This is a genomic window from Spirosoma endophyticum (assembly GCF_900112365.1).
Taxonomy (GTDB): domain Bacteria; phylum Bacteroidota; class Bacteroidia; order Cytophagales; family Spirosomataceae; genus Spirosoma; species Spirosoma endophyticum.
Genome location: NZ_FOLQ01000032.1, coordinates 21,072 through 43,069, shown reverse-complemented (window position 1 = coordinate 43,069; position 21,998 = coordinate 21,072). Strand labels below are relative to the sequence as shown.

Below are 21,998 nucleotides of genomic sequence, written 5' to 3'. Positions count from 1 at the left end.
ACAGGACTAGCCTGCGTCTATGGGTACTGTCGGAGCTTGTTGGAAAGGGACAAGGGCACCAGCACAACCAGCCTGTTCAAGATCACCGGAGAGTGTCTCAGCGGCCGACCCGAGGTACTGGCAACCCATGTCAGGTCTTACTCAAAAATTGCACTTTTTCGGACAACCTCCAATCAAAACAAAGATATGAGCGGCCGACCGTAAAATCCGTCACTTGGCAATTGGTCAGCAAGAAGGATATTATTTTCCGAAACGGATTAGGTCGTGCTGCGGTGGCCGTTGGACAGCTCATTCGCCATTTGGGAGAAAAATTAGTCTCTCAAGCTCAACTATAATGTGAGATTTTGAATTTGATTAATGAGACGGCCATTTGAGATTCTAGGATATAGAAAGGTGCGACCGTTGGTGAAGCTGTTCCGATGTCTTGGAAAAACGGGGGTTTAAAGAAACTGTAGCATAAGGCTATGTATCCGTGAACAGGGGATAAACCTAAAAAGGTGATGGCGGTAGCCGACCGTCATATTACTAGTTGGCCACCGCCATCACACGGATAGTCTAAAAGTCGACAAGATGTGCCGGGCCGCCGGGCGGTCGTATGTGGGTACTAAAAAACAGCCCCGCTGGGTGTGACGGTCGGCCGCTGCCGTGGGTGGAAGATGCAGTGACGGGAGAGATCATTGCCTTCGTTTTCGGACGACGTACTCACCAAACGTTTCGCCACCTACTTAGCCTGCTTAAGCAGGCTAAAATTGTAGTAATTAGGTGGATAACAGACTCTTGGTGCCAAGCCGCCGTCGCGGGCCTATTTTGATTGCTTAGATCAACGCTTAAGCTTAGTTCGTAAAGCGGCACTACAAGGCCTTGAACGTAAACACTTAACCCTTCGAACGCGCTTAAAACGGTTAACCCGCCGAACCATTTGCTTCTCAAAGTCAGTCGTGGTTCACGACACAGCAATCGGTCTGTTTATCAATCGGTTCTTCTTCGCCGATCAACGCAATTAAGCCACTGCCAAAAAATTTATTCCAATTACTCAACCCCATTTCAGTAAGTAAAGAAGTATACTAATCATATGGAACAGTACTTTTGCTCTTGACGGCAACTCGCACCATGTTTAGTCGGTTAAGCTTGTCGTGATCCAAAAAGCTGGAAGGCACATTAGCTCGGTATGATTTGTGGTAATGCATTGTAGGATTAGAAGTACCCTAAAAATAATAACTTAAGTTTAGTGAGTATACTCGGTTATACCATTTATCTTGTTTATTAAAAGTAGATATTCCAGTCTGAGGATTAACAGATATAAAATCAGACAAAATTGGTTTCATACCATGATAATAACGTGTATCAATTACAAAATGTCTCCCAAATCTATAGCCAAGACCTCCTGTAACACCAACATCCAGTTTGTTGACATTTTCAAATGATTTCCCCTGGTTGAACGGATCAGTAACCAAGATATAATCATTCACTAACAGGCCTAATTGACCACCTAATTGTATAAAAATCCGTTCACTTTTAGGCCTAAACCTGGCCATAATAGCCAAATTAACATAATCAAACGTTATATATTGATGACCGATTACCGGACCGGTACCGCCGTATTTTAGATTTACAGTCTCTCCTTGACGGGAATAGTTGATTTGATAAACCAAACCTAGGGCCGGTGAAAAACGCTGTTCTATCGCCAGCCCTAGATTATAGCGCCATCTTATATTTTGAATTCCTGTGCTATTCTGAATCAGAGCAGCATTTACTCCTCCAATGAGACCCAATTTATAGTCAATAGGATGTTGACCGTAAATGGGGAAAAGATTCGTTAATAACAGTCCAATCAAAATATACAGACTTTTACACATGGCATGCACCAATAATTATTGTAAAACAACGCGAGTCGATTCAGATTTTTGGGCATTATTTATTGACTGTAAATAATAAGTACCCCTTGGTAATGAATGTACATCCATTTCTACCTGTAATCCATTTTTTACCTCTTCATTAGGATACTCACCCCGTATTTTAATCTCTTTAACTATTCCATTCTTCTCACTTGAAAGCCGAAGTGACTCTGGTATGAACTGGTCATCTAAAATAGGATCAAATAAGGCAGTCACTTTTGTCGAGCTTGGATTATTAGCCACTCGGAATCCTCCGCAACTACTTATAAAAAACGTTCGGGAACTTCCTCCACTCGAACTGCAACCACTTTGTGTAACATTCATTTGTAGTAAAAATCCACCGGCAGCACCTGCTGTGATAGTAGCATTTGGGCCATAAGAATAAAAGTAAGAAACGTTACTGCTGCCGGAGGGTATGCTCCAGCTATAGCTGTAGCGAGATAAAGGAAGGTTTGGATTAGCCTGGTAACTTCGAGTATTACCTATACAAAATGAAGACCCATTGTCACCCCCTCCAGTCGCATTAAACGTTATATCGCTACTACCAGGAGTACCTACATAAGCCAGATCTTGAGCACCCGCTACATTCCCGCAACCGGGTATTTCACCGTGGGCGTATATAGTGCCGAAGGAAGTCGCTTGAACTGTAACGTTACTAATGGTTACTCCTGAATCGGTAAAGGAGCTTGCCCCATTTACTGTTACTCCACCGGTGGTATACCATTTAATATTTAGTGGATTTGTGCTATTGAATGGGTAATTTACCGAAAGGGTATAGGTAGCGGTTGAAGAGGGAGAGCAGATACTAGGTGTAGCTGTAAAGGTAGCAGCGCCTGGTTTTTGAACAATATGAACGCGGCAAATGGCAGGGTCCCCAGCATAAGCTACATCAATATAGCCATCATAATGATTTGTATAATCTAGTACAATTTCTTCTGTATTCGTATTGACATTAAAGTGAGAGAAATTAGATGAGGTTGAAACAAAGATACTTTTATAGGCAGTACAGGACGCATCCGTACAAGCTGGATCAATAACTGCTAAAACAGGCGATGTAGTACATTTAATATATGCCGTTTGTTCATGTGTGTACCAATTGCCATCTATATAAACTCTTGGAGGCTGGGCAACAGCTGAACTTAGACCTATAGATACTAAGACAGCAATGAGCATTAGTAAGTTTTTCATGATGATTTGTAAAGTTTTGGTTCATAAACGATTTAGTATTTTGAGTAACAACTAGGTTACGTAGCTACAGTTTAAATTATTGCATTAAAATATTATTAAATTGTATTTTAGTGCATTTGGCAACTTTCATGTTGGTGTACAATCGTTAAGTTATTTAGTTATACTTACCGTTGTATCTACAATGAAATAGTTTATATGGATTACTGATCTACAGTTTTAAAACATGGTTCCTGTGGCAAGCCAGTAAGAGTACGCTTTACCGTTTTAGATGAGCTATGCTTATGTGTTAGATTACTACTCCATCCTACTTTTAAAGGAATCTAGGAATTAGTCACTAGGTTACTCTATTATCAGCAACAAAATATTAGTGCTTGGTGGACGTAGGGGTGAAGACAAGCTTAGGTACTGAATATAGTCCCCTTGCGCTGGCCTGAACCAGACTATTTCAGTATAGGTAACAGAATAAAATCAGCGATTAATTATTCAGTGAAACTGTTTTTACAATGAAAATCTGGCTGATATTCAAGATATTAATATTTCACTTCTATGTTCTAAATATAGGTTTGGGAAATATTGTAAAAGCATTACACATGTCAATCCTGAAGGCAGAATTTTCCTCTAATAACAAACTGAGGCATAGTGATCATGTGTTAATAAGCGTTCATAATGAACTCGGATCACTCCCAAATACCGGTAACTCTGCTAGCAAAATCAGTTCATTTTTTTTAGCTGATAGTATTTTTTTACAATCTCCTGATACCTATTGCCGAGGTGGTAACCCATACCTTACCGTTTCGGGAAGAAATGTCAAATGGTACGCAGATGGGGCAAAAACACAATTGCTTTATCAAGGGAATACGTACGCTGCGCCCTCCCTGGATAAAACTATAACCTTTTATCTAACTCAAACTATTAATGGTATTGAGTCCTCCGTTATTCCTATAACTATAGAAATTGTTGAACCCTATCTAGTTAACGTAATTACTACACCTGCCAGCTGTGGAAAAAGCGATGGTACGCTCTCCATAACCGCCACCGGAGCTACCGCTCGCAATCCACTCAAGTACAGTATTAATAATGGGCCTCTGCAGTTTTCACCAGTTTTCACAGGTCTAGCGGCCGGAACCTATACGGTTATGATCCGGATCGCTAACTGTTATGGCACCTCAACTTTCAAAGTTTCTTCGCCCTCATCACCAACTATAACTTCGGTTACTCCAGTTGACCCACAATGCGGTCGGCAAGATGGCTCAATAGCTATATCAGCTACTGGTGGCACTGGCTCGTTAAGTTTTTCCCTAAACGGAACTGACTTTCAATCTGCCAGCCAATTTGCTAACCTTTCAGGAGGAAATTACACACTTACTGTGAAAGACCAGGACCAATGTAAAGTGACTCAGTCAGTATCCCTAAAAAAGACGATCAATCTTGATGTGAATCAAATTCATGTTACAGCTACTACTTGTGGAAAACCGAATGGGCGTATAAGCGTAAACAATGTTGCTGGTAACGGACGTATAACCTACTCGATCGATAGCATACAGTATCAACCTACTAACACATTTGACAATTTAAAAGCAGGAACGTATACCATATCCATTCAGGATGAAACCGGTTGTCGTGTCTCTAAAATAAGTGAAGTAGGTACCAGTGAAAAACTTGACATATCTAATATCACCACTAAGCCAGCTACTTGCGGAATGACTGATGGTCAGATAAGTATTGCGGTTGTAAGTCACAATAAGGTGAATTATCGCCTTAATAACCTGAATTTTCAAAGCGATTCTTCATTTTTTCAACTTTCAAGAGGTAGTTATAACGTATCTGTTTCTGATGATCTGGGTTGCATAATTGAGCAGATCGTCAAAGTTGCCGAACAATGTGAAAATGTTATTTACCTTCCTGACTCTTTTACCCCAAATCATGATGGCATTAATGAAGGTTGGTGCATTTTCTTTCCATTTACTAGCTTACAACTTGAAAGCTTGACCATATTCAACCGATGGGGTGAAATTGTCTTTGAAGATGAGTTTCACACCATTAAAAATGGAGATTCACTTTGGAACGGAAAATACAATGGGGAGCCACTAAGTGGCATTTTTACGTATACTTTAAAGGTTTTATTTGCTAGCAACCAAAGCTACATCTATCGTGGAAAGATTGTAATTATCCGATAAGGGTTAATTAAAAAGATTCGCAAATTGATCATTACAATGCTGCTGCTTGCACTAGATGGGGAGCGCTTTTGGAATTGCGTCAGACAGGCTTTATCGACCGTTGAGGTTTGTTGCGTTCTTCATCCTCAATACTGAACTGATTAATCATCAATACTATATATAGGCCGTCGTTTCCCGTACAATCTGCAAGCTCAGGATCGTCAGGCAAACTTGCTTTTTTCGAACCACGGAATATCAATTGTCTCTTTAGTAATATGAACAAGTGTCGGTTGCTTTTACTACTGTTCGGATTGAGCTTCAGTGGGTGTAAACACATCGAACCCAGTGTGGAAGAGCCAACCGTAGTCATTACTGGCTCGCTCTCCCAACCGGTCAAATCCGATGTTGTGCTGCCCCCGGCGGCCTACCAACCCGGCTTACTGGGTCTGCATCGGCCCGACGATACCACGACAACCCGACTGGTAGCCTGGGGTGGCTCCCTGATGGCCGGGTATCGGGATGGGGGCCTGTACCGGGAGGGCCAACTCACCTGCATCCCGGCGCTGATTGCCCACCAGATGAGACTGGCTTCCTTTGTGTCCCCCTTGTTTGACCCGGCCGTTGGCAATGGTACGGGCTATCTGGTCTATGACCAGACCGACCCACTACCTTCCTGGAAACGGGTATCCAATCAGACGGGTGTTATCTCTACTAACCCGCTAGTGCTTAGCAAATATAATGGCCCGATGCCAGATAACCTGGCTCTACCCTACGGCGTTGGGGCGAAACCCGCGGACTCGGCCAGAGTTGACTACACTTATCCCGCTCAGCGGAACTATTATGCCTACCTGAACCGGCTTTTCCCGACTAATCAGCCGGAGCGCTACGACCTCATCACCCGGTTGATGGATGCCCGCCAAATCCATCTGCTGCTTTACGAGCCTGATTTTGACATTTATGTGGGCGTAGCTATCAATCCCGAATTGGTGAGTGATCGGCTAAGCCGTTATACGGGAAGTGGCACTATTTTTTACGCGTTTCAAAAAGACGTTCTAGACAGCCAAAATCTGGGACGAAAAGTGGTTATGTACAACCGGCCCGACCTCATGGATTTTCCTTACTTCCATTTATATGATGCCAAAAAACTGCAAGCGATGAATATCACCAGCGGGGTGGTTCTAGCAGACAGTGCCCTGCTAATTCCGAATGACAAAATCAAGCAGGCTTTTGCTCAGAAAGGTGCTTTGCCCATTGTGCTGGAAGACAAGGACGTGCTTTCCAAACAGGAGGTCAAACTGTTTCAGCTAAACGCCTTCATGAATTATGATTACAGTCTGCCGTATTTATCGAAAGTGACTGGCAACACGCCAATAGTGGATTTGTACAGTTTATACAAACGAGTAATCAATCGGCAGTACACTACCGAGGATGGGTTGTTCATTGATCCCTCGTTTCCCAACGGCAATTTCTTTTCCCAGGATGGGCTCTACCCATCGGCCATCGGCAGTGCCGTCATTGCCAATGAAACGATTAAGGTGATCAATCAGGCTTACAAAACCAGCATTCCTCTGATTAATGTTCGAGAGTATGCATCCCTCCTCCCCTAAATTCTCTTAAAGGCCGTTTTGCAAAACTTCCCAACACTAGATAATACAGGAATCAGTTGCAGGGCTACACGTGACTTCGAAATCTAACTCAACGTAAAAATTATGCCGCATACAATTGTCAAAGATCGACTTGAGAATGCATTGTGCGGGTTTTGATGATCGTATGCGGCATAATCTTCCGTTCGGCATTAGGGATGTTATGCCGATTTCGGCATAATGTTCATACCACGTGGTAACTCAGAAGCGTATAATCGGATAAAGTGTAAGAGTGGTACAATACTTTCACTTTATCCGAATAGTGGGCAAAAGTGGTTGCCAAACTGCCCAAACAGATTGTCTCATAAAACCCTCCAGAAAATGACACATTGAATCGTGTTCGTAAAGTCAAGTGACGGATTTTGTACGAAACGGCAAACGCACCTATAATTGATGAATCGTCAGCATAAAAAAAAGCAGCACGAAACTCGTGCTGCCTGGTGCTATAAGAAATCGTATATTTTAGGATAATTGAGCCAGATAATCATTCAGGATACCAAGTTCTAAAGCTTCCTGCAGCGTTAATGAAGCGACGCCATTTTCGTCAGTGATTTGTTTATCCTGCCGCAATATTTGCCAATCTTCAATAACCTGTTCGTCTTGCAGAAGACGAGCACTTATTTTTATTACCAGATCTGCCGGCTGTGCATTCAGGAAAGCTTTACGTAGCCTCTCCAAATGGTCATTCGTTTCTGATGACTTCTCTCCTACCGTCGTATTTGAATCAACTGAAGTCTCATCCAATTCTCCCCCGGAAAAGTCAACGATTTTCAACTCATTGACTTCTTCTGTTGGCTTCTCTGAGGGTAGCCAGGTAGCACCAGGTACCTTATTCTTTTCACGAGGTTGACCCATGGCGGCCGCTGTTAAGCTGGCCTGATCGGTCAGAAACTCCTCGGCGGCTTCCTTCTCCCCGCGTGGTTTCTGATCTTTGGGCGGTTTACTGTTACGTGGGACACCGGTTATGGCCTCAGCCTTCTCACTTATTTTTTTCGCTGTAATTGCCTTCCCGGTACGCTCCTCGTCCTTTTTAACCTCGTCCCAAACCCGCTTCCGTTGTTCTTTAGGTACATCAGCCAGTGCGCTGGCGTGCGATTCTTTTTTAGGCATGACAATGGCCACATTCGTGTCATCATCAGTGTTTTGCACCTCTGCCATTAACGCATTGACAACCTGTGCCGCTTCCATCAGTTGGTAGGCCCGTTGCCGGCCTATTTCGAAGCGTTCAGCCAGGTACGCTTTTAAGGAAAGGTGAGTGCTCCTGTATAATTTTGCGTCTCGAATCTGGTACAGCGCAGTGCCGACGGTAAGATACGTATCTAACCCCTCCTGGATGATGGCCTCTAATTCCTGCCTGGTCGTCTGTTCGTGTTCCTCAAGCGGTGAAAGCTCCGGCACCGAATCCTCCAGCTCCGATCGAAGTGAAAGTACCTGCGTGCCCGGTTCTAACGTTTCGACCTCAGTCGTATCCTCTTCATGCAGATTAGTGATGAAGTTGGCGAAATTTTTCTTTCTGTCTTTTTTGGCTTCCATGGTCGACTACCGTTTACAGAGGTTTGACAGCAGTACCTTCCTGCTGCAGTTGAGTGGCCTGAATCAATTCGTTGACTAATGCGCTGAAATCAGCGGCACCGTTCGACTTAGGCGCGTAATCGAATATACTTTTGTGAACAACGGTACATTCCATCAGGCCAACGAACTGACGTATCGCCGTTTTAAAAACGGGCACGTTCTGATTAGCCAGCGCTTCCTCGATCTGGCGGGCGAAGGTGGTCGTCAAATTAAATTTATTTTTGACAATACCAGCCAGTTTGATATCGAGCCGCATATTGCGCTTCAGCTTGGTTACATACTTCAGCATTTCATCTAGGCCGATATACGCAAAATTCTCACCCTGCATAGGCACCAAGTAGTAATCGGCCGCCGCCAGAGCGTTGGTTGTAAAAGCAGCCAGGCTAGGCGGACAGTCGATCAATACGTAATCGTAGTCTTTTCCCTCCAGATGAGAACGGAGCTCCAGCATGGCACCACTCGCGTTGAGGGCTGATTCATGAGAAACCATTGTCCGGGCGGCCGGTAATAAATCTAACTGCGGCCAGCTTTCGGCCTCATCCGTAGACTCTACCTTTCCCTTGAGGATAACTTCATCCCATTCCATCTCATCGATCAACAACTGACCCACGTGACGTTTGAGGTTTTTAAAACCCACCGCGCTCGTCAAGTTAGCCTGGGCATCCAGATCAACCATCAATACCTTATTCCCCAGTCGTTGTAGACCAGCTGCCAGGTTAAGCGTTATTGTTGTCTTTCCCGTGCCACCTTTGTTGTTGGCTACCGCAACCACGATTTGCTTTTTCATCTCTTAAACCGTTTGTACCTTAAAAGTAAAAATTCCCAACTGGATTGTCCTAATTGAATGCCCTAAGGTTATTTAAATCAATAAGTCCGAGCCTCTATTTTCGTAAATTTAATATTAAATAAAATATTTTGAAAAAAAGCGTTTTTTGAGCCCTACAAGCGGGCACTGGTACGATGCCCTTCTCGGAGTCCCCTATCAGTAGCGGACCGGTCCTTATAAAACGTCTGACTCGTCGCCGGGAAGTACAGGCCGGTGTGTCGGAACAAATGTTTCAACTTCGGGCAGAACCAACGTGCGTATGTAATGCGCTGTCGCTTTGTCGGTTTTTGGAGAAGGTTTGGAGCCCCGTGTCGGCTGATTTTCTGCTGTCCACTTCAAATCGGCAAATTCCTGCTGGGTGAAGGCTACAGTAACTTTGTGGATAAGCCGCTGCTCAACGGGTTTTTCAGGGCGACCGGCGTTTTTTTTCTTCGAAGATTCTGTCATAACACAACGGATTAATCCATTCAGACTGTAGCCCGGAGTTTGGTAACTTGTCCACTTGCCGTTTCACCTTGGCCTGTAAGTGCGGATTCACTGCGCTGCTGAGTGCGGTTCTCAGCTGGAACAGGCGCCAGCGCCGCTCGATCGAAACTAAAACTGGCCCGTAACGTATCCGGGATTCTTACTTGCTGACGACTGCGGGTTAAGGCTACATATAGCATGTTTATTTCTTCGTGCAACGCCTGCAGATTAGCCGGATTCTGTTTATCCGCCAGTTTTTCGGACACTCCCTTCTTTTCAATAAAGTCATCGCACAACGTCACTCCGTCGTACTCCATCCCTTTGCATCGGTGAACGGTCGAAAAAATCTGGTCGGCCACGTGTCGCATTGAATCGTCGACATGGGCCTGCCGGATCTGCTCAATATATTCAGGTAAGGCGTCCTGGTACGTCTCAACAATTTCGAGCGCCAGGCGCATAGAGGCCTCGCCGGTTTGATCAACGTAATGCTTCAGTTCACCAACATGGCCCATGGTTTTAATTAATGGACTGCGGACCCGATCCAGTCTATCCTGATACAGGTAATAGATATCCATAAGCGATCCGCCACTGTCCATGTAGGTGTAGGTTTCGAACCGCCCTTCGAAGTATAAGGACCCAATCTGCTCTTCAATACATAGCATATCAATGGCCTTGGCCAGAACCGCTACGTTCGTACGGCCGATCGTCGCGTGTATGGGCGCAACTGGTGGCTGATGCTTTCCTACTCCTTTAATCGTAGTGAGCTGGCCCGTATCGAAACTGCTTTTCCAGCCCAGTACGTAGTTCGCCAGTTGAGCAACCTCGTCTCCAAAACGAAAACTCTGACTCAGGTACAGCGTTGGCGCATCGAACTTGTCCAGGGAGTTTACAGCATGTCGAAACCCGTAGATTTGCTGGTGAGGATCGCCGACAATCAGTTTCGTTGCCGGTTGCTTCATAAACACTTCCAGCATCGTTTCCGAAGCATCCTGCCCCTCATCAAAGAGGATATAGTCGTAGGGCAAAGGAGGAGCTACAAACTGAAACTTCTTCAGGTAAAAGTCATGCGTACAAGGCAGTTTGTTGGTATCCATCTGCGTGTAGAGCTGCTGCGCATACCGGTAGATCTTTTCCTTGTTTTGCCGGGCAAACCGGCGACTTTTCGCATCGGCCGGGTCAATAATAGCCAGGTAGTCCAGCTGCTCGACGGTTACTGCTTTTGAGTTGCAGAAGTAACTGAACAGCTTTTTGACGTGGCTGGCCATCATACAGCCAGCCAGCATAGTTCGTTGCGTGAAGCCAAGCTGAGCTGCAATGTCCTGAATCGAGTAGTCGCCCCCGGCACTCAGCACATACCTCTGCCGGACGATCACATAGCTATAGGCCAATGAGTGAGCCGTATGTACTGTAACGTTTGTTAGACCACGCCGGGCGAAACGAGTTTGTGCTTCCAGGCGTACGGTACGGTTAAAAGCCAGGTAGAGGATTCGGGGTGAACGACCCGAACTCAGCACAGGCCTGGAGGCGGCGTACTCGATGAGGGTGGTAGTTTTGCCCGAGCCGGCAACCGCCACTAATTTAAAATCACCCGCCTGCCGGGTTGCTTCGAGCTGCTCATGGGTGATACTGGTAGCTTTCATGTCCGATGTTGCTTAATTACACATGTTGATGGCTCAAGGCAGCTACTTTCTGATGTTTTATGTACAGCAATTGCCCGAAAAACGCTTTTGCGTTCATCCCTGTTTGTGACACTAATATACTAATAATTTTCGCAAGTTAAAAATTAAAATCATATATAAGAAAACAGCTTCTTCCCATTCATCTTTTTTTGTCCACCAAAAATTCATCTGGGTGGACTGGGTATGTTTGTAGCCTGATTTGAGTGGGACCGCCTTGGTTTTTGTCAAGTCAAGCCGCTAAACAGGGCTTCTGACTGCTCCGTTTGATAAGTGTTTTGTCAGAGGTTATAGTAACTAAAGCATATGGATATCAATTTTAGGGCTGTTGTACATTCAACTGGAAAAATGCATCATGAAATCGTACCGACTTTTTCTTTTCCTGACTCTGATTGCAGTTAACTTAAGTTGTAAAAAAGGGGGAGGGGAGGATCCCGTAACCTCGGAGACTGTATTAGTCAATTCATCCGATCCTAAAGTTTATTTGTCTGGTGAATTTCCGGCTGTTTACATTAAATGGGCAGGTAATCATGTACCAACCATTGAGGGCCAGGATTATGCATTCACGCCCGACCCCAAAGCAATTACGGGTAATTATAAACTCCTTATTGAGCCAAGCGGTACTGATTCGCTTAAATTATACATTGATGGGAGTGGTACCGGACCTACGTTTCAGAAGACTCCTTTAGGAAGTTTCTCATACGCCAATTTTTCGGGTAACAGCAACAATGCGGCTGGGTATATCTATGGTGTCTGGTACCTTCAGGACAAATTTTCGGCTCCTGGCAACGTACGTGTGATGGTTGAACGGTTGGCGTATCCAACGAAAACGGATTTTCGGTTTCGAATTAATATTGGTTACGTGTATGGAACGGCTTCACCCTACGCTGATCGATACATACCGTATATCAACGATGTTTCGGGAATTACGGTTAATGATATACGGCAGATCGGTCAATTCATTTTTGCCCGTGAATCTCCTGGCATACTGAAGTAGTGAAGTCTAGTGTCTAAGTAGTATTCGTATAGTGATCCAGATCCATTCAGTCTTTAGTAGAAGCTGAATGGATTTTCACTTAAACGGTAGTCGTTCGCTGTTCGACCCAATTGATAATCGTGTCAGCCCTTTTTAAGCCCGCCTGCGCTACATCTGCGTCTAAATGACCATCGTACCCTAACGCTAAATGAAGCGTATCATAAGCCAGTACAAAAATATCTAACAGCCGTTTATCCAGTTTAGCCAACTGCGATTTATACCACGTCACCGCCCGGCACGGTACGCCGCTGCGGGCCCGGATCTTTACGGCCTTTTTTCTTTTCTTCTAAAAGGCTATCCAGTGCGACAAGAATACCATTGTAAGCCGTGTTACCCGCCATACGGACGTATTTACGATCGTGATATTGACCATTTTGTTTCCCGGCTTTCTCCCGTAAGAGTTCGCGGGCATTGTCCATATAGCGCCTGGATTCCTGTACCGAGTTCATAATACAATCAAAAATAAGAATTAACGGGTAAAATCCGGTCCAACTTGCAAGCCAAAACTCTGGATAAATTCGATAGCCTGTTTAGGCAACTCAAATACCCCGTCGTAATCATCAAGATTATCGTTGGGCCACCAGATACCGATGTGTTCAATGCGGGGCTGCTGTGAATCGTCCGTGAAGGTCCACTCGATCTGACCATAGCCCGTAGATGGGATAGTACCCTCTTTCGTAAAAAACTCGAACGTTGATGCTGTGTCCTGGCTGATCGTCGCTACTGCGCCTGAACTGTGTTCCCAGTTAACAGGGCTGTTAAATCGAAAGGTTTTTCCTGTTGTTTGCATGACACTTTTTGAATGGGTTTAGCTACTTTTTAGGTGACCCCTAACCATAGAGGTTAGGGGCTATTTTTAATCAATTTTATTTCGTTTCAGGAAAGCATCCCACCAATCAAGATTTTCCTGTAAACTGGTAGCCATGCGGTCTTCTGCATCACGTTCTAGGCGTGCACTTTCCGGAAAAGATAAGAACGCAACGTTGGGTTCAAACATTTTTGCTCCTAACCAATCGATCTGAGTTTCATACAACTCAATCGGATTTTTTGGGCTAACCGTTTCGCCGGAGCGGTCAGTACCAACCACCAGGGCTTTCGAGTATATTTCCCAGGTACCAAACCGGAACGCTTCATGCTCACCATCTGACACATTATCATCGACGAACAGCACATCACCATTCGTTTGTCCTGCCGCACTGCTAATCAGGTTGCAACCGAGCAAATTATAAATGCTTGGTAGCGAAAAGTCCGTTTCGACTGGTGAAATGGTACGGGTTGCGGGATCAATTAAGTAGGCGTTCATAAATTTGCTAACTGTTTGATTATTAGCTAATTTACGACGATCATATAACCATTGCAAGCGATTTTAGGGGTTAAATAAACCTTCTGAAACACCCTTTTCCCCTTAATCCCTTGTGTTTAGTATACGTTTAGTGGTGTGTAGTGAATAAATCTCGCTCCTTACCTGGCTGACGAATCCACTTGGCTGGTGTCAAAAATTTTTGACACCAGCCAAGGTTTAGTTACTGGAAAGTTGACGTCTGAGTAAATACATAGCTATTAAAAATACGTGATTATTCACCTGGCTAATTACCGGAATTATCGATTTAACACGATTAGCAATATGGGTTGGACTGTGTCCCATCCGGATTAACTGATCAATAAATGCAACCAAACCAGGCTGATTTTGTAGGTATAGGTCGTAAATCATTTTTTCGCAGGCAACCTGTATAGGCTCCATGCTGGGGTCTGGTTGGTCTGTATCTGAATTCATAAAGTAGTATGAATTACACACTAGTTTTTGAGAAGCGCTTAAGAATATCCAGACAGCGTTTACAGGTTGGTACTTGTTTAATGCCGTCAGCGTCTAGGCGGTGGCTGTCTTTGCCCAGTGAATCACTCCAATTGGCTCCTGAACGGCTTTTAACAGGACTACACAAAAATTCGCCTTTTGGCCGGTACAAACGACCTAATCTTACTTCTTCCTGGGTATAGATGTGATAAACTGTATTGCGTTTCTGGCCATCGCCCCAACTGCTGGCACTTAATCCGCTCAAGGCCTCTTTTATTTTGATCGAGAAAGCGAACGGAATAGGATGCCTACGATAAAACTCGTCCGAAGCTTCCTGACGGGCCTGCGCCTTTTGGATTCGGAGCTGTGTCTGCTGTTGCTCTTTCAACCGATTCTGCTCCTTTTGCCAGACTTGAAACTCTTGGAGGTCTTTCTTTAAATACAACTCAGCATGAAACCGACTTGGCCAGATTGTACCCTCTTCACCAACGGGCAGCGGATTATCTGAGGTAAACACGGAACCCTGGATCACAAGTTTATTACTTTCGCTTATTAGAACAGCTAAGCCTCCCTTAAGCGAGTTCAATACATGAGGATCTAGATAATACGGATAACGTAGCAAAAGTGGTATTGGGTAGTCCATATGACTTAATCATTTTTATGTTTTCGATACTTGGTAATCTAGACTATGTGGTACATGATGATGTTTTTTAGTATAATTAATCAATGACTGGTTTTCAAAAATTCTGGTAATACTCAAAATCACGGTGTCAAAAATTTTTGACACCGTGATTCCTTTACAATCTTGTTCTATTAACGGTCACACTTTGGACGATTTCTGATTGAGGGCAGGTAGTTTAACGTATTGCGTTTCTAGGTTAGCCGCATACCCTCTGGTTTTATAGCGGGGCATCCTCCAATAGTACCCGTTTGCGATAGTTTTAATAAGCCTGGCGCTGATTCGCTGGTTTGGCGTTAAATATATCTCTACAAGGCGTTTATCGACAAGCAACTTGTCAGCTTGGGCCTGAGTCAACAAGCAAAAACCTTCTTCCTGTATGGCATTCAAATGGACGTTGAACCGTTCAATCTTATGCTCGGCATCCCGGTACTTCTGGCTGTTATAGACCAGTGTGTCAAGTCCAGAACCCTCCATACCAAGTAGTTTAGCCGCTTCTGCAACGTGGTAATTATAGGCAATGCCCATTTTTTTATTCAATTCCTCAACGATTTCAACTATACGCGGTTCATAACTTACCCAATCCGTCTCACCCTTCAGAAAAGAAGTCAGGGCTTCAGGTGTTGGAAGTGGTTTAAACGTTTCTACTATCTTCAATTCCAGCCCAATCTGGGCCATTGCATACAGGTCAGAGTTAATCATTAGATTAGCGCTTCGGCGTTTTAACTTGTATAAAGATACAAACAAATAGGCCAACTCGCCAAGGCAAATTACTATACATCAGATAGTTATGAAAATCCACGCCCCCTTAATCCTGATTAAAATACGTTGTAAATAAGTGTAGTGAAAAATGGGGGTTATGGCACATTAATGCTGTAATAGCTGATTTTTATTATGCTTTGTTTAAAAAAAAGGATTCTCCTAACGGTAGTCTATATACGCTAAACGCATTTAGTGAGAAGCTAAGTAAATAGACTGTATGGTGACTTGATCTACCTCCGCTTCAAGTAGGGTTTGAATGTTCAAAGGAACGTTGGTTAACAGATCCAAGCCTGTTCGATTCTCAATTTCATCCACACTGACCCGGTACTGACTCCAGGGTTGTTTTCTAGCCTCATTTGTGTTGGGCATGGCAGCGGCCAACCGTCCAAACCGCAACAATTCTTGTTTGTGCAGTAATCCGCTGTCGATCATCTCTACCCACTGGTAGGATTAATACCACTTTCCACACAGTAGCATTCATTGCCTTTGGATAGTTGATCATGCGTATAGCCTTCCAATTTGTGTAGACAGGGCATAGCTTATTAAAGAATCTAAAACATAACTAGTATCAGTTAGCTATTTCGTCGGTCTCAATTATTAAAGAAAACTCGCCAACAGTATCATTTGATTTCATACCTAAAACTTCGGTAATGCTCCGACCCGTCATTTTACGCCAACTACTACTAAGCTCCCGTAACTGACGATCTAAGTCCTCCTGACTGATTGTAGTTGATTTTTTTTTGGTCCTCACTGTTTCTTGCGCGTTAATGTTGGTCTAATTAATATTTGCTTCTTTCTAAAGTCAGATGAATTTCTTCCAGGTAAGATTCTAGGGGGATTGTACTGCGAAACGCGCGGCAGGCTGTAATATGATTCAGATCCTGACTATATCGAATTTAGACGAAAAAAGTCTCAATAGCGTATAAACACAGGTAGGATAGGCCGGCCCGTCTTGTCATTAAAAAAGAACCGTCATCCCATGCACAAGCTAGCTGGTTGTCAAACGAAAGTGCATTGAATTCGTAAAGAGTCATAGCCACTATTTTATTTCCAATTTACATAAAAACGCCTTCATATTAGGAAATATAATACAACTAACATATAATAGCCCTATTATTATTAGTTAGTTGTATTAGCAGCCTATGAAAACAAGGGTACGAACCCGTTTTACAATTAGAAAAGCTGGCATAAAAAGTCGGTTAAAGGTACCGTTGTTTCTTTCACGAGTCCACTGTGGGTTCCCGTCCCCGGCTACCGATTTTCTGGAAAACGTTTTGGATTTGAATGAGTTGTGTATCGTTCATCCCGACGATACGTATTTTGTTCGAGTCGAAGGAAACAGTATGGTCAATCCGAGTGCGCGACTCAATTCCCGAATTGATGACGGCGATATTCTGGTGGTTGACTGCCTGGTGGAGCCCGTCGATGGCCAGGTTATTGTGGCCTTTGTCAATGATGGATACGTTGTGCGGCGCATGAAGCGGGTAGGGGAGATGTTGCTTTTGAAGGCGGACAATCCTCACTACGAGCCAATCTATATGCATCCAGGTGACCCTGGCGAAGATTCCTTTGTGTTTGGAGCGGTTACCTGGGTGTTTTTCAAACCGACTGTATTGCCATGACCTGTCCAATCACGTTTTCAACCATGCAGGAGCATTTTGACGCCTTGTCGTTTTACGCCAGTTGTCACATTTCGTTTCAGCACGCGCTTAGAAAACAGCCTGTTATTGTGTTATCGAATAACGACGGAAATGTTGTTGCCCAGAACGATAAAGCCAAAAAGTTAGGCATTACCCGTGGTACCCCTTACTTTAGAATTAAGGAGCAAGTCCGCCAGCAGGGTATTCACGTCTTTTCGAGCACGTACCCACTTTACGGGGATATGTCCCGAAGAATATTTGCTATCATTGGCCGTTTCATCGAACGGGTGGAGGTGTATTCAATTGATGAGGGCTTTTTTGATCTGACAGGTTATGAGGCCATTTATCCAGATTTACGGCAGTTGGCGCAAAGGATTCAGGAAACGACGTTACGCAGTAGCCGTATACCTATAAACATAGGAATAGCACCCACGAAAACGTTATGCAAGGTAGCTACCTGGTTTGCTAAAAAACACACCGAGCATCGGGGTATATGCGTACTGGATACTCCAGCTAAAATCAAAGAAGCATTGCATGAGTTCGCGGTAGGGGACTTATGGGGCATTGGGGATCGCTATGAACAACTGCTTTTACAGCAGGGTATCCAGACGGCCGCTCAGCTGCGCGATGCGCCGGATGACTGGGTTCGACAGTTTATGACGGTGACGGGGCTTCGGCTGGTATATGAGCTAAGGGAGCAGCCTTGTAAAGCCCTGGAAATCGAACCCGCCAGGAAGAAATCAATTTGCACGGCTCCCAGCTTTGGCACGCCGGTGAGCGCCTTGGAACCCCTTCGTGAGGCTGTTACCACGTATCTCTCCAGGGCGGCCGTTAAACTACGCAACCAGGCCTCGGCTGCCAGCTATATTACCGTGCTTTTACACACGAATTATTTCCGTACCAACGACCGACAATACTCAAACAGCCGCACTGTAAAGTTACCTCATCCCAGTTGTAGCGATGGAGAGCTGATCCGGTACGGGCTAGCGGCTTTAGAGTCGATCTACCGGGAGGGATACAATTTCCAGAAAGTGGGGATCCTCCTGACCGATCTGGTGGACTGGGATCATCGGCAATATACCATCTTCGAGGAGGAACCCGATGAGCGCTGGAAGCGGGTTTATTCGGCTGTTGATCAGATTAATCACCGCTTCGGCCGGGGTAGGGTGCGGCTGGCCAGTAAGGGTTATGAGGAATCAGCTTGGCTAATGAAGCAAAACTTCCGCTCCCCCTGTTACACAACCCAATGGAGCGACTTACTGAGGGTTCACTAATTATTAGTATTCTGTTATGCCGCCGATCCCGGCACCATTCATAACAACCCCACTTCCATGAATGGCCGACAACAAATAAAATAGGATAACGAGGCTGATCAGGGCGCATAAACCTGTCCATATATCTACTATACCCAGATCATGAAGGAAATTTTTCACTGTTTTTATCATGACTACTCCCTTTGAAAACGTTAACGGTAAGTTAATTGTCAGAAATATGCTCTATTCGTTTAGGTAGGTCTCCATTTATGTTTGTCAACGTTAATTAGTTTTCGTTGGTGATTTAGCGGGACTGACTTGGTTTGCCTTATCCTACTAAATTCATGCTTACTAGTTTATTTTTTTAAAGAATTTAATAGAGTTGGGAAAGTGCCTGAATTGATAGCCATTCTTTCCGTAGAAATTTGTCAATGCCTTTTCGGCTTCCTCCGGGCTTTTATAAAGCTCATAGTTACCAAACTCTCCACTGATGTAATCCATACCGTTATCCTTGGCAAAGGATTCAACCTCTTTTAATAATTTGGTGCCTAAGCGTGAATCGGACTGACGATCGGCCTCGCTTTTTATCAGAATAAACTCCAAATAAAAAAAAGTCTCTCCGCCATTGTTTGTGAGCATACCACCTGCAAATCCCTTTTCTACATTGTGTTGATCAGCTAACACAAATCGATGTTGATAATTACTCGTATTGTGTGCATCCAAATAAACGGTATACTCCATTTCGTGCGGGAAATTACATTTGTTCTGATCAACGAAAATAGTTTACGAATTGATAATTACCATTTCAACCCGTCGATTTCCAGGACGTCCTCCCGGCGGAGGGAAATCCCGTTTTGAAGGCTGGTAATAATTCAGCTGAGGAAGTACTGAATTAAAATTGTTCAACCGGATTCCTGCACTTTCTTATAAGACGAAGGGATGAAGATTTAGCGACCCGTGTAAACCTAGTTTGATTTTTTGGCTTGCTCGATACGCACACAATTGACGTATACCCCAACCCGATCCAATAGATTGTAGATCGCCGTTGGATAAACGGTATTGTTGGATAAGTTACCCTCGTAGAGTACCCCTGCATGGAGTTTGTTTTCGACTAATAGCCCGGCAATATGCCAGTTGACGGCTTGTTGATTGAAAACGTCGAGTTGGTAAAAACTCACTAGTAGGTTCCCCTTAGGTGTCCCCGTAAGGCGGAATTGAACTACGTTCTTAGCATTAAGTTGGTTATCCATCCTTAGGAAAATTTCAGAATACTTTATAGTGAAAATACAACGTGGATCAACACCCTGATGCTTTAACTGATGTGTTAATCAGATAAAATTAAGAACTCAACCCGTCGATTTTCAGGACATCCAGTAGGCGGGGGGCAGTCGCGCTTAAGTGGTCTTTTATCACCATACCCTTTTAGCTCGATGCGTCGACTTTCAACACCTTTGCTTGTCATGTATTGCTGAATAGTTCCTACTCGTTCCTCGGACAGCTGCTGATTCAGACGAGCCTCACCAATGATATCCGTATGCCCTTCGAGCCGTATCCGGAGCGTGGGCCGTAAATGCATCTGTTTGACTAAGCTATCTAATTCCGCGTAGGAATTCGGAAGCAGTTCCGCGGAGGAGGCTTTGAAATAGACGTTATTCAACCGGATAACTTGTCCTTTGTTATAGGACGGAGGGGCAGGAGATTTAGTAACAACTGGTGAAGAGGGGAGGGGAGGGGATGTTTCTGCGACTGGTACCGATCGGCGTCGATGTGAAAACCGGGCGACGGGTAGCATTAATCGAACAGTACCATATACACCACCCAATCGATACCCAATCGTATTGATCGCTGTAACCTGGTTGTTTTGATAAAAGGTATGTTGTTCAGTAAACGTTTGTTGGAGTGGAACGCTAGCGGATATCGACGCTTCGATGTTATCGTAATGAATACCTACTTCAGGGATGATAAACCAGCTTTGGGGCATACTGCTCCGGCGCTGAATAACACTACCGGTACCAGTATCAAGGTAATTGAAGGTGAATGGCTCGTTGACGGATACAGCTGGTTCAATGTAGGTAACGCCGAAGGCCTGGCTGGTTCCCAGCCGAAGAAATAAACCATCACTTCCAGAACGGGAAAGCAGTTTACTCCAATAATAGGTTAGGGCCGCATTGACCTGAAAATACTTTACATAGGCGTTCCACGAGACAATAGAATACCCCTTAAAATAGTAGCTGTTGTCATAACTGGACGAAAAAAGCTGCTGCGAGTAATCCGCTCCAAGTAGGATCGACCAGGCCCGGTCGGTATGGTAGTTGACCCGCTTCAGACCAATGTCTATCCCGGCGCGAATGGGTAGTGGATGAACGGTTTTTTCGTTTCCATTCTGGTAAATCAGAGATGTAGGCGGTGCTCCTTTGTACAGAGAGAAACCACTAGTTCCCTGTTCACGCGTGTAGTCCGGAGAAAATTGCAGCACATTGTAACCGCCCTTGGGCGATACAACCAGTTGAAGTTCTTTTTTGTCATATTGGGCCAGTGATGAGGTCACGACAGTGGCAACTAAACTTAAGCTCAGGCTAACCCGCTTCCATTTGTTAATTTGAAAAGGTAGGTCCATATTTCTCAGGCAATTGAGTTCGTTAAAAGACCCGATAAAAATGCATTGAGATTATGGAATACGGGAATAGATTTATCAATTGGTTCAGTTAGGGGTATTCACCTAACCTGGCCTTGCTACCATTTACCGGACAGTAACTTTAGCCTGATCTTACTGTCCGTTAAATGGTAGCAAGACCAGTTTGTGTCAAAGGCGAACCGCAAGATTACTGCCAGCGCAAGGTTGGTGAAGGCAAAAACAAAATGCTCGTCTTTAATGCCGTTCGCAATGAGCTCATTCATCGGGTTTGTGCGGTGGTGCGTCGGGGTGAAACATATGATAAAAATTATACGCCCACGCTTGCATAACCCATGGAAATCCGTGCGATTACTTTACGCAACTAATGATAATATCTTCACACTGTGTTGGTGGTATTCATGACTTAATGAATGTACGTCGTCAACCAAAAATGAATAGATGCGGCCGGGGCGGTGAAAAGGGAAGAGAGCCTTTTAGCCACTTTGTACTCACCAGGAAACATGCCGTGGCGGCCGACCGCTTTCTCCGTCGTTAAAACAAGGTTAACTCCAGGGCGCCGACGTCGGGCGCTGCCGTGCGACTTAGTTTTTTGCCGGTCTGCCAAGGTCTAGTCTTGGCGTCCCAATACGCATCTGCTGGCCGTACGTTTCCCAGTGATCGCTAAAGCGACCCGGTCATGGTTGCGTTACGGGGCCGCCCGCGTGGTTATAGAAGTCTACCCATTCAACCAGAGGCATGCTCGGTTCTTCCTGACTGTAGTAGTGCGCTAGTAAGGGGAGG

The 21,998-nt window shown here is 44.6% G+C and carries 24 protein-coding genes and 2 pseudogenes; 9 read left to right on the top strand and 17 right to left on the bottom strand.

The features are described from left to right. From BM202_RS37945 to BM202_RS38870, 3 genes and pseudogenes are all read left to right on the top strand, one after another. Positions 1-204 (top strand): hypothetical protein (locus BM202_RS37945; protein ID WP_218160645.1); only part of this gene is annotated, 204 nt, incomplete at its 5' end. Positions 205-595: 391 nt separating this feature from the next. Further along, positions 596-811: an IS1 family transposase gene (locus BM202_RS39240; protein WP_093834388.1), complete on the top strand. Its 216-nt coding sequence runs from the start codon at positions 596-598 to the stop codon at positions 809-811. Positions 812-818: 7 nt separating this feature from the next. After that, positions 819-1,004, top strand: a pseudogene (locus BM202_RS38870) (IS1 family transposase); the annotation flags it as partial. 201 nt (positions 1,005-1,205) lie between these two features. Here BM202_RS38870 and BM202_RS33235 read toward each other — a convergent pair. Further along, positions 1,206-1,835, bottom strand: a complete 630-nt coding sequence (locus tag BM202_RS33235) for a porin family protein (RefSeq protein ID WP_177236786.1) — start codon at positions 1,833-1,835, stop codon at positions 1,206-1,208. A gap of 36 nt (positions 1,836-1,871) precedes the next feature. Continuing rightward, the gene (locus BM202_RS36895; protein ID WP_143100830.1) at positions 1,872-3,083 is read right to left on the bottom strand and encodes a hypothetical protein; all 1,212 of its coding nucleotides are present in this window, start codon (positions 3,081-3,083) and stop codon (positions 1,872-1,874) included. Positions 3,084-3,673: 590 nt separating this feature from the next. On the opposite strand from BM202_RS36895, the gene BM202_RS33230 reads away from it, so the two are divergent. Continuing rightward, positions 3,674-5,260: a T9SS type B sorting domain-containing protein gene (locus BM202_RS33230; RefSeq protein WP_218160644.1), complete on the top strand. Its 1,587-nt coding sequence runs from the start codon at positions 3,674-3,676 to the stop codon at positions 5,258-5,260. A 254-nt stretch (positions 5,261-5,514) separates the two neighbouring features. Beyond that, complete coding sequence (locus BM202_RS33225) at positions 5,515-6,846, top strand: hypothetical protein (RefSeq protein ID WP_143100829.1); 1,332 nt, start codon at positions 5,515-5,517, stop codon at positions 6,844-6,846. 498 nt (positions 6,847-7,344) lie between these two features. On the opposite strand, the gene BM202_RS33220 is transcribed toward BM202_RS33225, so the two are convergent. The 4 genes from BM202_RS33220 to BM202_RS33205 form a co-directional block, all read right to left on the bottom strand. Further along, positions 7,345-8,415: a hypothetical protein gene (locus tag BM202_RS33220; RefSeq protein WP_093834380.1), complete on the bottom strand. Its 1,071-nt coding sequence runs from the start codon at positions 8,413-8,415 to the stop codon at positions 7,345-7,347. Positions 8,416-8,428: 13 nt separating this feature from the next. Further along, the gene (locus tag BM202_RS33215; protein ID WP_093834378.1) at positions 8,429-9,241 is read right to left on the bottom strand and encodes a ParA family protein; all 813 of its coding nucleotides are present in this window, start codon (positions 9,239-9,241) and stop codon (positions 8,429-8,431) included. Positions 9,242-9,454: 213 nt separating this feature from the next. Further along, positions 9,455-9,727, bottom strand: coding sequence for a hypothetical protein (locus BM202_RS33210; RefSeq protein ID WP_093834376.1), 273 nt, complete (start codon positions 9,725-9,727; stop codon positions 9,455-9,457). A gap of 20 nt (positions 9,728-9,747) precedes the next feature. After that, a complete protein-coding gene (locus BM202_RS33205) occupies positions 9,748-11,385 on the bottom strand; it encodes a UvrD-helicase domain-containing protein (protein WP_093834374.1) in 1,638 nt (545 codons plus the stop codon). Positions 11,386-11,776: 391 nt separating this feature from the next. On the opposite strand from BM202_RS33205, the gene BM202_RS33200 reads away from it, so the two are divergent. Beyond that, positions 11,777-12,418, top strand: a complete 642-nt coding sequence (locus tag BM202_RS33200) for a hypothetical protein (RefSeq protein ID WP_093834372.1) — start codon at positions 11,777-11,779, stop codon at positions 12,416-12,418. Between the two features lie 79 nt (positions 12,419-12,497). On the opposite strand, the gene BM202_RS38975 is transcribed toward BM202_RS33200, so the two are convergent. From BM202_RS38975 to BM202_RS39235, 7 genes are all read right to left on the bottom strand, one after another. Next, the gene (locus tag BM202_RS38975) at positions 12,498-12,686 is read right to left on the bottom strand and encodes a DUF5618 family protein (protein WP_317039740.1); all 189 of its coding nucleotides are present in this window, start codon (positions 12,684-12,686) and stop codon (positions 12,498-12,500) included. Next, positions 12,673-12,906 (bottom strand): DUF5618 family protein, encoded by a 234-nt coding sequence (locus BM202_RS38970; protein ID WP_317039739.1) that lies wholly within the window; start codon positions 12,904-12,906, stop codon positions 12,673-12,675. The genes BM202_RS38975 and BM202_RS38970 overlap by 14 nt, the downstream gene beginning before the upstream one ends. Before the next feature lie 20 nt (positions 12,907-12,926). Then, positions 12,927-13,247 carry a hypothetical protein gene (locus BM202_RS33190; RefSeq protein ID WP_093834370.1) on the bottom strand — a complete coding sequence of 107 codons (321 nt, stop codon included), beginning with the start codon at positions 13,245-13,247 and terminating at the stop codon, positions 12,927-12,929. Positions 13,248-13,313: 66 nt separating this feature from the next. Then, the gene (locus BM202_RS33185; protein WP_093834368.1) at positions 13,314-13,760 is read right to left on the bottom strand and encodes a hypothetical protein; all 447 of its coding nucleotides are present in this window, start codon (positions 13,758-13,760) and stop codon (positions 13,314-13,316) included. A 484-nt stretch (positions 13,761-14,244) separates the two neighbouring features. Continuing rightward, positions 14,245-14,892: a hypothetical protein gene (locus BM202_RS33175; RefSeq protein WP_093834364.1), complete on the bottom strand. Its 648-nt coding sequence runs from the start codon at positions 14,890-14,892 to the stop codon at positions 14,245-14,247. Between the two features lie 177 nt (positions 14,893-15,069). Continuing rightward, positions 15,070-15,630, bottom strand: coding sequence for a hypothetical protein (locus BM202_RS33170; protein ID WP_093834361.1), 561 nt, complete (start codon positions 15,628-15,630; stop codon positions 15,070-15,072). 249 nt (positions 15,631-15,879) lie between these two features. Beyond that, on the bottom strand, positions 15,880-16,059 hold the full coding sequence (locus BM202_RS39235; protein WP_394333821.1) for a hypothetical protein: 180 nt from the start codon (positions 16,057-16,059) through the stop codon (positions 15,880-15,882). Positions 16,060-16,832: 773 nt separating this feature from the next. Here BM202_RS39235 and BM202_RS33160 point away from each other — a divergent pair. Then, on the top strand, positions 16,833-17,312 hold the full coding sequence (locus tag BM202_RS33160) for a LexA family protein (protein ID WP_093834357.1): 480 nt from the start codon (positions 16,833-16,835) through the stop codon (positions 17,310-17,312). Beyond that, on the top strand, positions 17,309-18,604 hold the full coding sequence (locus tag BM202_RS33155; RefSeq protein ID WP_245776908.1) for a Y-family DNA polymerase: 1,296 nt from the start codon (positions 17,309-17,311) through the stop codon (positions 18,602-18,604). Before BM202_RS33160 ends, BM202_RS33155 begins: the two co-directional genes overlap by 4 nt. Positions 18,605-18,607: 3 nt before the next feature. On the opposite strand, the gene BM202_RS37650 is transcribed toward BM202_RS33155, so the two are convergent. From BM202_RS37650 to BM202_RS33140, 4 genes are all read right to left on the bottom strand, one after another. Next, a complete protein-coding gene (locus BM202_RS37650; protein ID WP_177236785.1) occupies positions 18,608-18,763 on the bottom strand; it encodes a hypothetical protein in 156 nt (51 codons plus the stop codon). Between the two features lie 171 nt (positions 18,764-18,934). Next, positions 18,935-19,324: a GNAT family N-acetyltransferase gene (locus BM202_RS33150; RefSeq protein ID WP_093834355.1), complete on the bottom strand. Its 390-nt coding sequence runs from the start codon at positions 19,322-19,324 to the stop codon at positions 18,935-18,937. A gap of 224 nt (positions 19,325-19,548) precedes the next feature. Beyond that, positions 19,549-19,833 carry a hypothetical protein gene (locus BM202_RS33145; protein WP_093834353.1) on the bottom strand — a complete coding sequence of 95 codons (285 nt, stop codon included), beginning with the start codon at positions 19,831-19,833 and terminating at the stop codon, positions 19,549-19,551. A gap of 74 nt (positions 19,834-19,907) precedes the next feature. Next, a complete protein-coding gene (locus BM202_RS33140; RefSeq protein WP_093834351.1) occupies positions 19,908-21,200 on the bottom strand; it encodes an OmpA family protein in 1,293 nt (430 codons plus the stop codon). Between the two features lie 185 nt (positions 21,201-21,385). On the opposite strand from BM202_RS33140, the pseudogene BM202_RS33135 reads away from it, so the two are divergent. Further along, positions 21,386-21,547 (top strand): annotated as a pseudogene (locus BM202_RS33135) (IS110 family transposase); the annotation flags it as partial. Positions 21,548-21,998: the final 451 nt, after the last annotated feature.

Excerpts from the sequence above, each read along its gene's own strand:
- BM202_RS33210 (WP_093834376.1), bottom strand. The coding sequence starts at position 9,727 with ATGACAGAATCTTCGAAGAAAAAAAACGCCGGTCGCCCTGAAAAACCC.
- BM202_RS33215 (WP_093834378.1), bottom strand. The coding sequence starts at position 9,241 with ATGAAAAAGCAAATCGTGGTTGCGGTAGCCAACAACAAAGGTGGCACG.
- BM202_RS33220 (WP_093834380.1), bottom strand. The coding sequence starts at position 8,415 with ATGGAAGCCAAAAAAGACAGAAAGAAAAATTTCGCCAACTTCATCACT.
- BM202_RS33150 (WP_093834355.1), bottom strand. The coding sequence starts at position 19,324 with ATGGAGTATACCGTTTATTTGGATGCACACAATACGAGTAATTATCAA.
- BM202_RS33140 (WP_093834351.1), bottom strand. The coding sequence starts at position 21,200 with ATGGACCTACCTTTTCAAATTAACAAATGGAAGCGGGTTAGCCTGAGC.
- BM202_RS39240 (WP_093834388.1), top strand. The coding sequence starts at position 596 with ATGTGGGTACTAAAAAACAGCCCCGCTGGGTGTGACGGTCGGCCGCTG.
- BM202_RS36895 (WP_143100830.1), bottom strand. The coding sequence starts at position 3,083 with ATGAAAAACTTACTAATGCTCATTGCTGTCTTAGTATCTATAGGTCTA.
- BM202_RS33200 (WP_093834372.1), top strand. The coding sequence starts at position 11,777 with ATGAAATCGTACCGACTTTTTCTTTTCCTGACTCTGATTGCAGTTAAC.
- BM202_RS33175 (WP_093834364.1), bottom strand. The coding sequence starts at position 14,892 with ATGGACTACCCAATACCACTTTTGCTACGTTATCCGTATTATCTAGAT.
- BM202_RS38970 (WP_317039739.1), bottom strand. The coding sequence starts at position 12,906 with ATGAACTCGGTACAGGAATCCAGGCGCTATATGGACAATGCCCGCGAA.
- BM202_RS33205 (WP_093834374.1), bottom strand. The coding sequence starts at position 11,385 with ATGAAAGCTACCAGTATCACCCATGAGCAGCTCGAAGCAACCCGGCAG.
- BM202_RS39235 (WP_394333821.1), bottom strand. The coding sequence starts at position 16,059 with ATGCCCAACACAAATGAGGCTAGAAAACAACCCTGGAGTCAGTACCGG.
- BM202_RS33185 (WP_093834368.1), bottom strand. The coding sequence starts at position 13,760 with ATGAACGCCTACTTAATTGATCCCGCAACCCGTACCATTTCACCAGTC.
- BM202_RS33155 (WP_245776908.1), top strand. The coding sequence starts at position 17,309 with ATGACCTGTCCAATCACGTTTTCAACCATGCAGGAGCATTTTGACGCC.
- BM202_RS33230 (WP_218160644.1), top strand. The coding sequence starts at position 3,674 with ATGTCAATCCTGAAGGCAGAATTTTCCTCTAATAACAAACTGAGGCAT.
- BM202_RS33145 (WP_093834353.1), bottom strand. The coding sequence starts at position 19,833 with ATGGATAACCAACTTAATGCTAAGAACGTAGTTCAATTCCGCCTTACG.
- BM202_RS33170 (WP_093834361.1), bottom strand. The coding sequence starts at position 15,630 with ATGATTAACTCTGACCTGTATGCAATGGCCCAGATTGGGCTGGAATTG.
- BM202_RS33190 (WP_093834370.1), bottom strand. The coding sequence starts at position 13,247 with ATGCAAACAACAGGAAAAACCTTTCGATTTAACAGCCCTGTTAACTGG.
- BM202_RS33160 (WP_093834357.1), top strand. The coding sequence starts at position 16,833 with ATGAAAACAAGGGTACGAACCCGTTTTACAATTAGAAAAGCTGGCATA.
- BM202_RS33225 (WP_143100829.1), top strand. The coding sequence starts at position 5,515 with ATGAACAAGTGTCGGTTGCTTTTACTACTGTTCGGATTGAGCTTCAGT.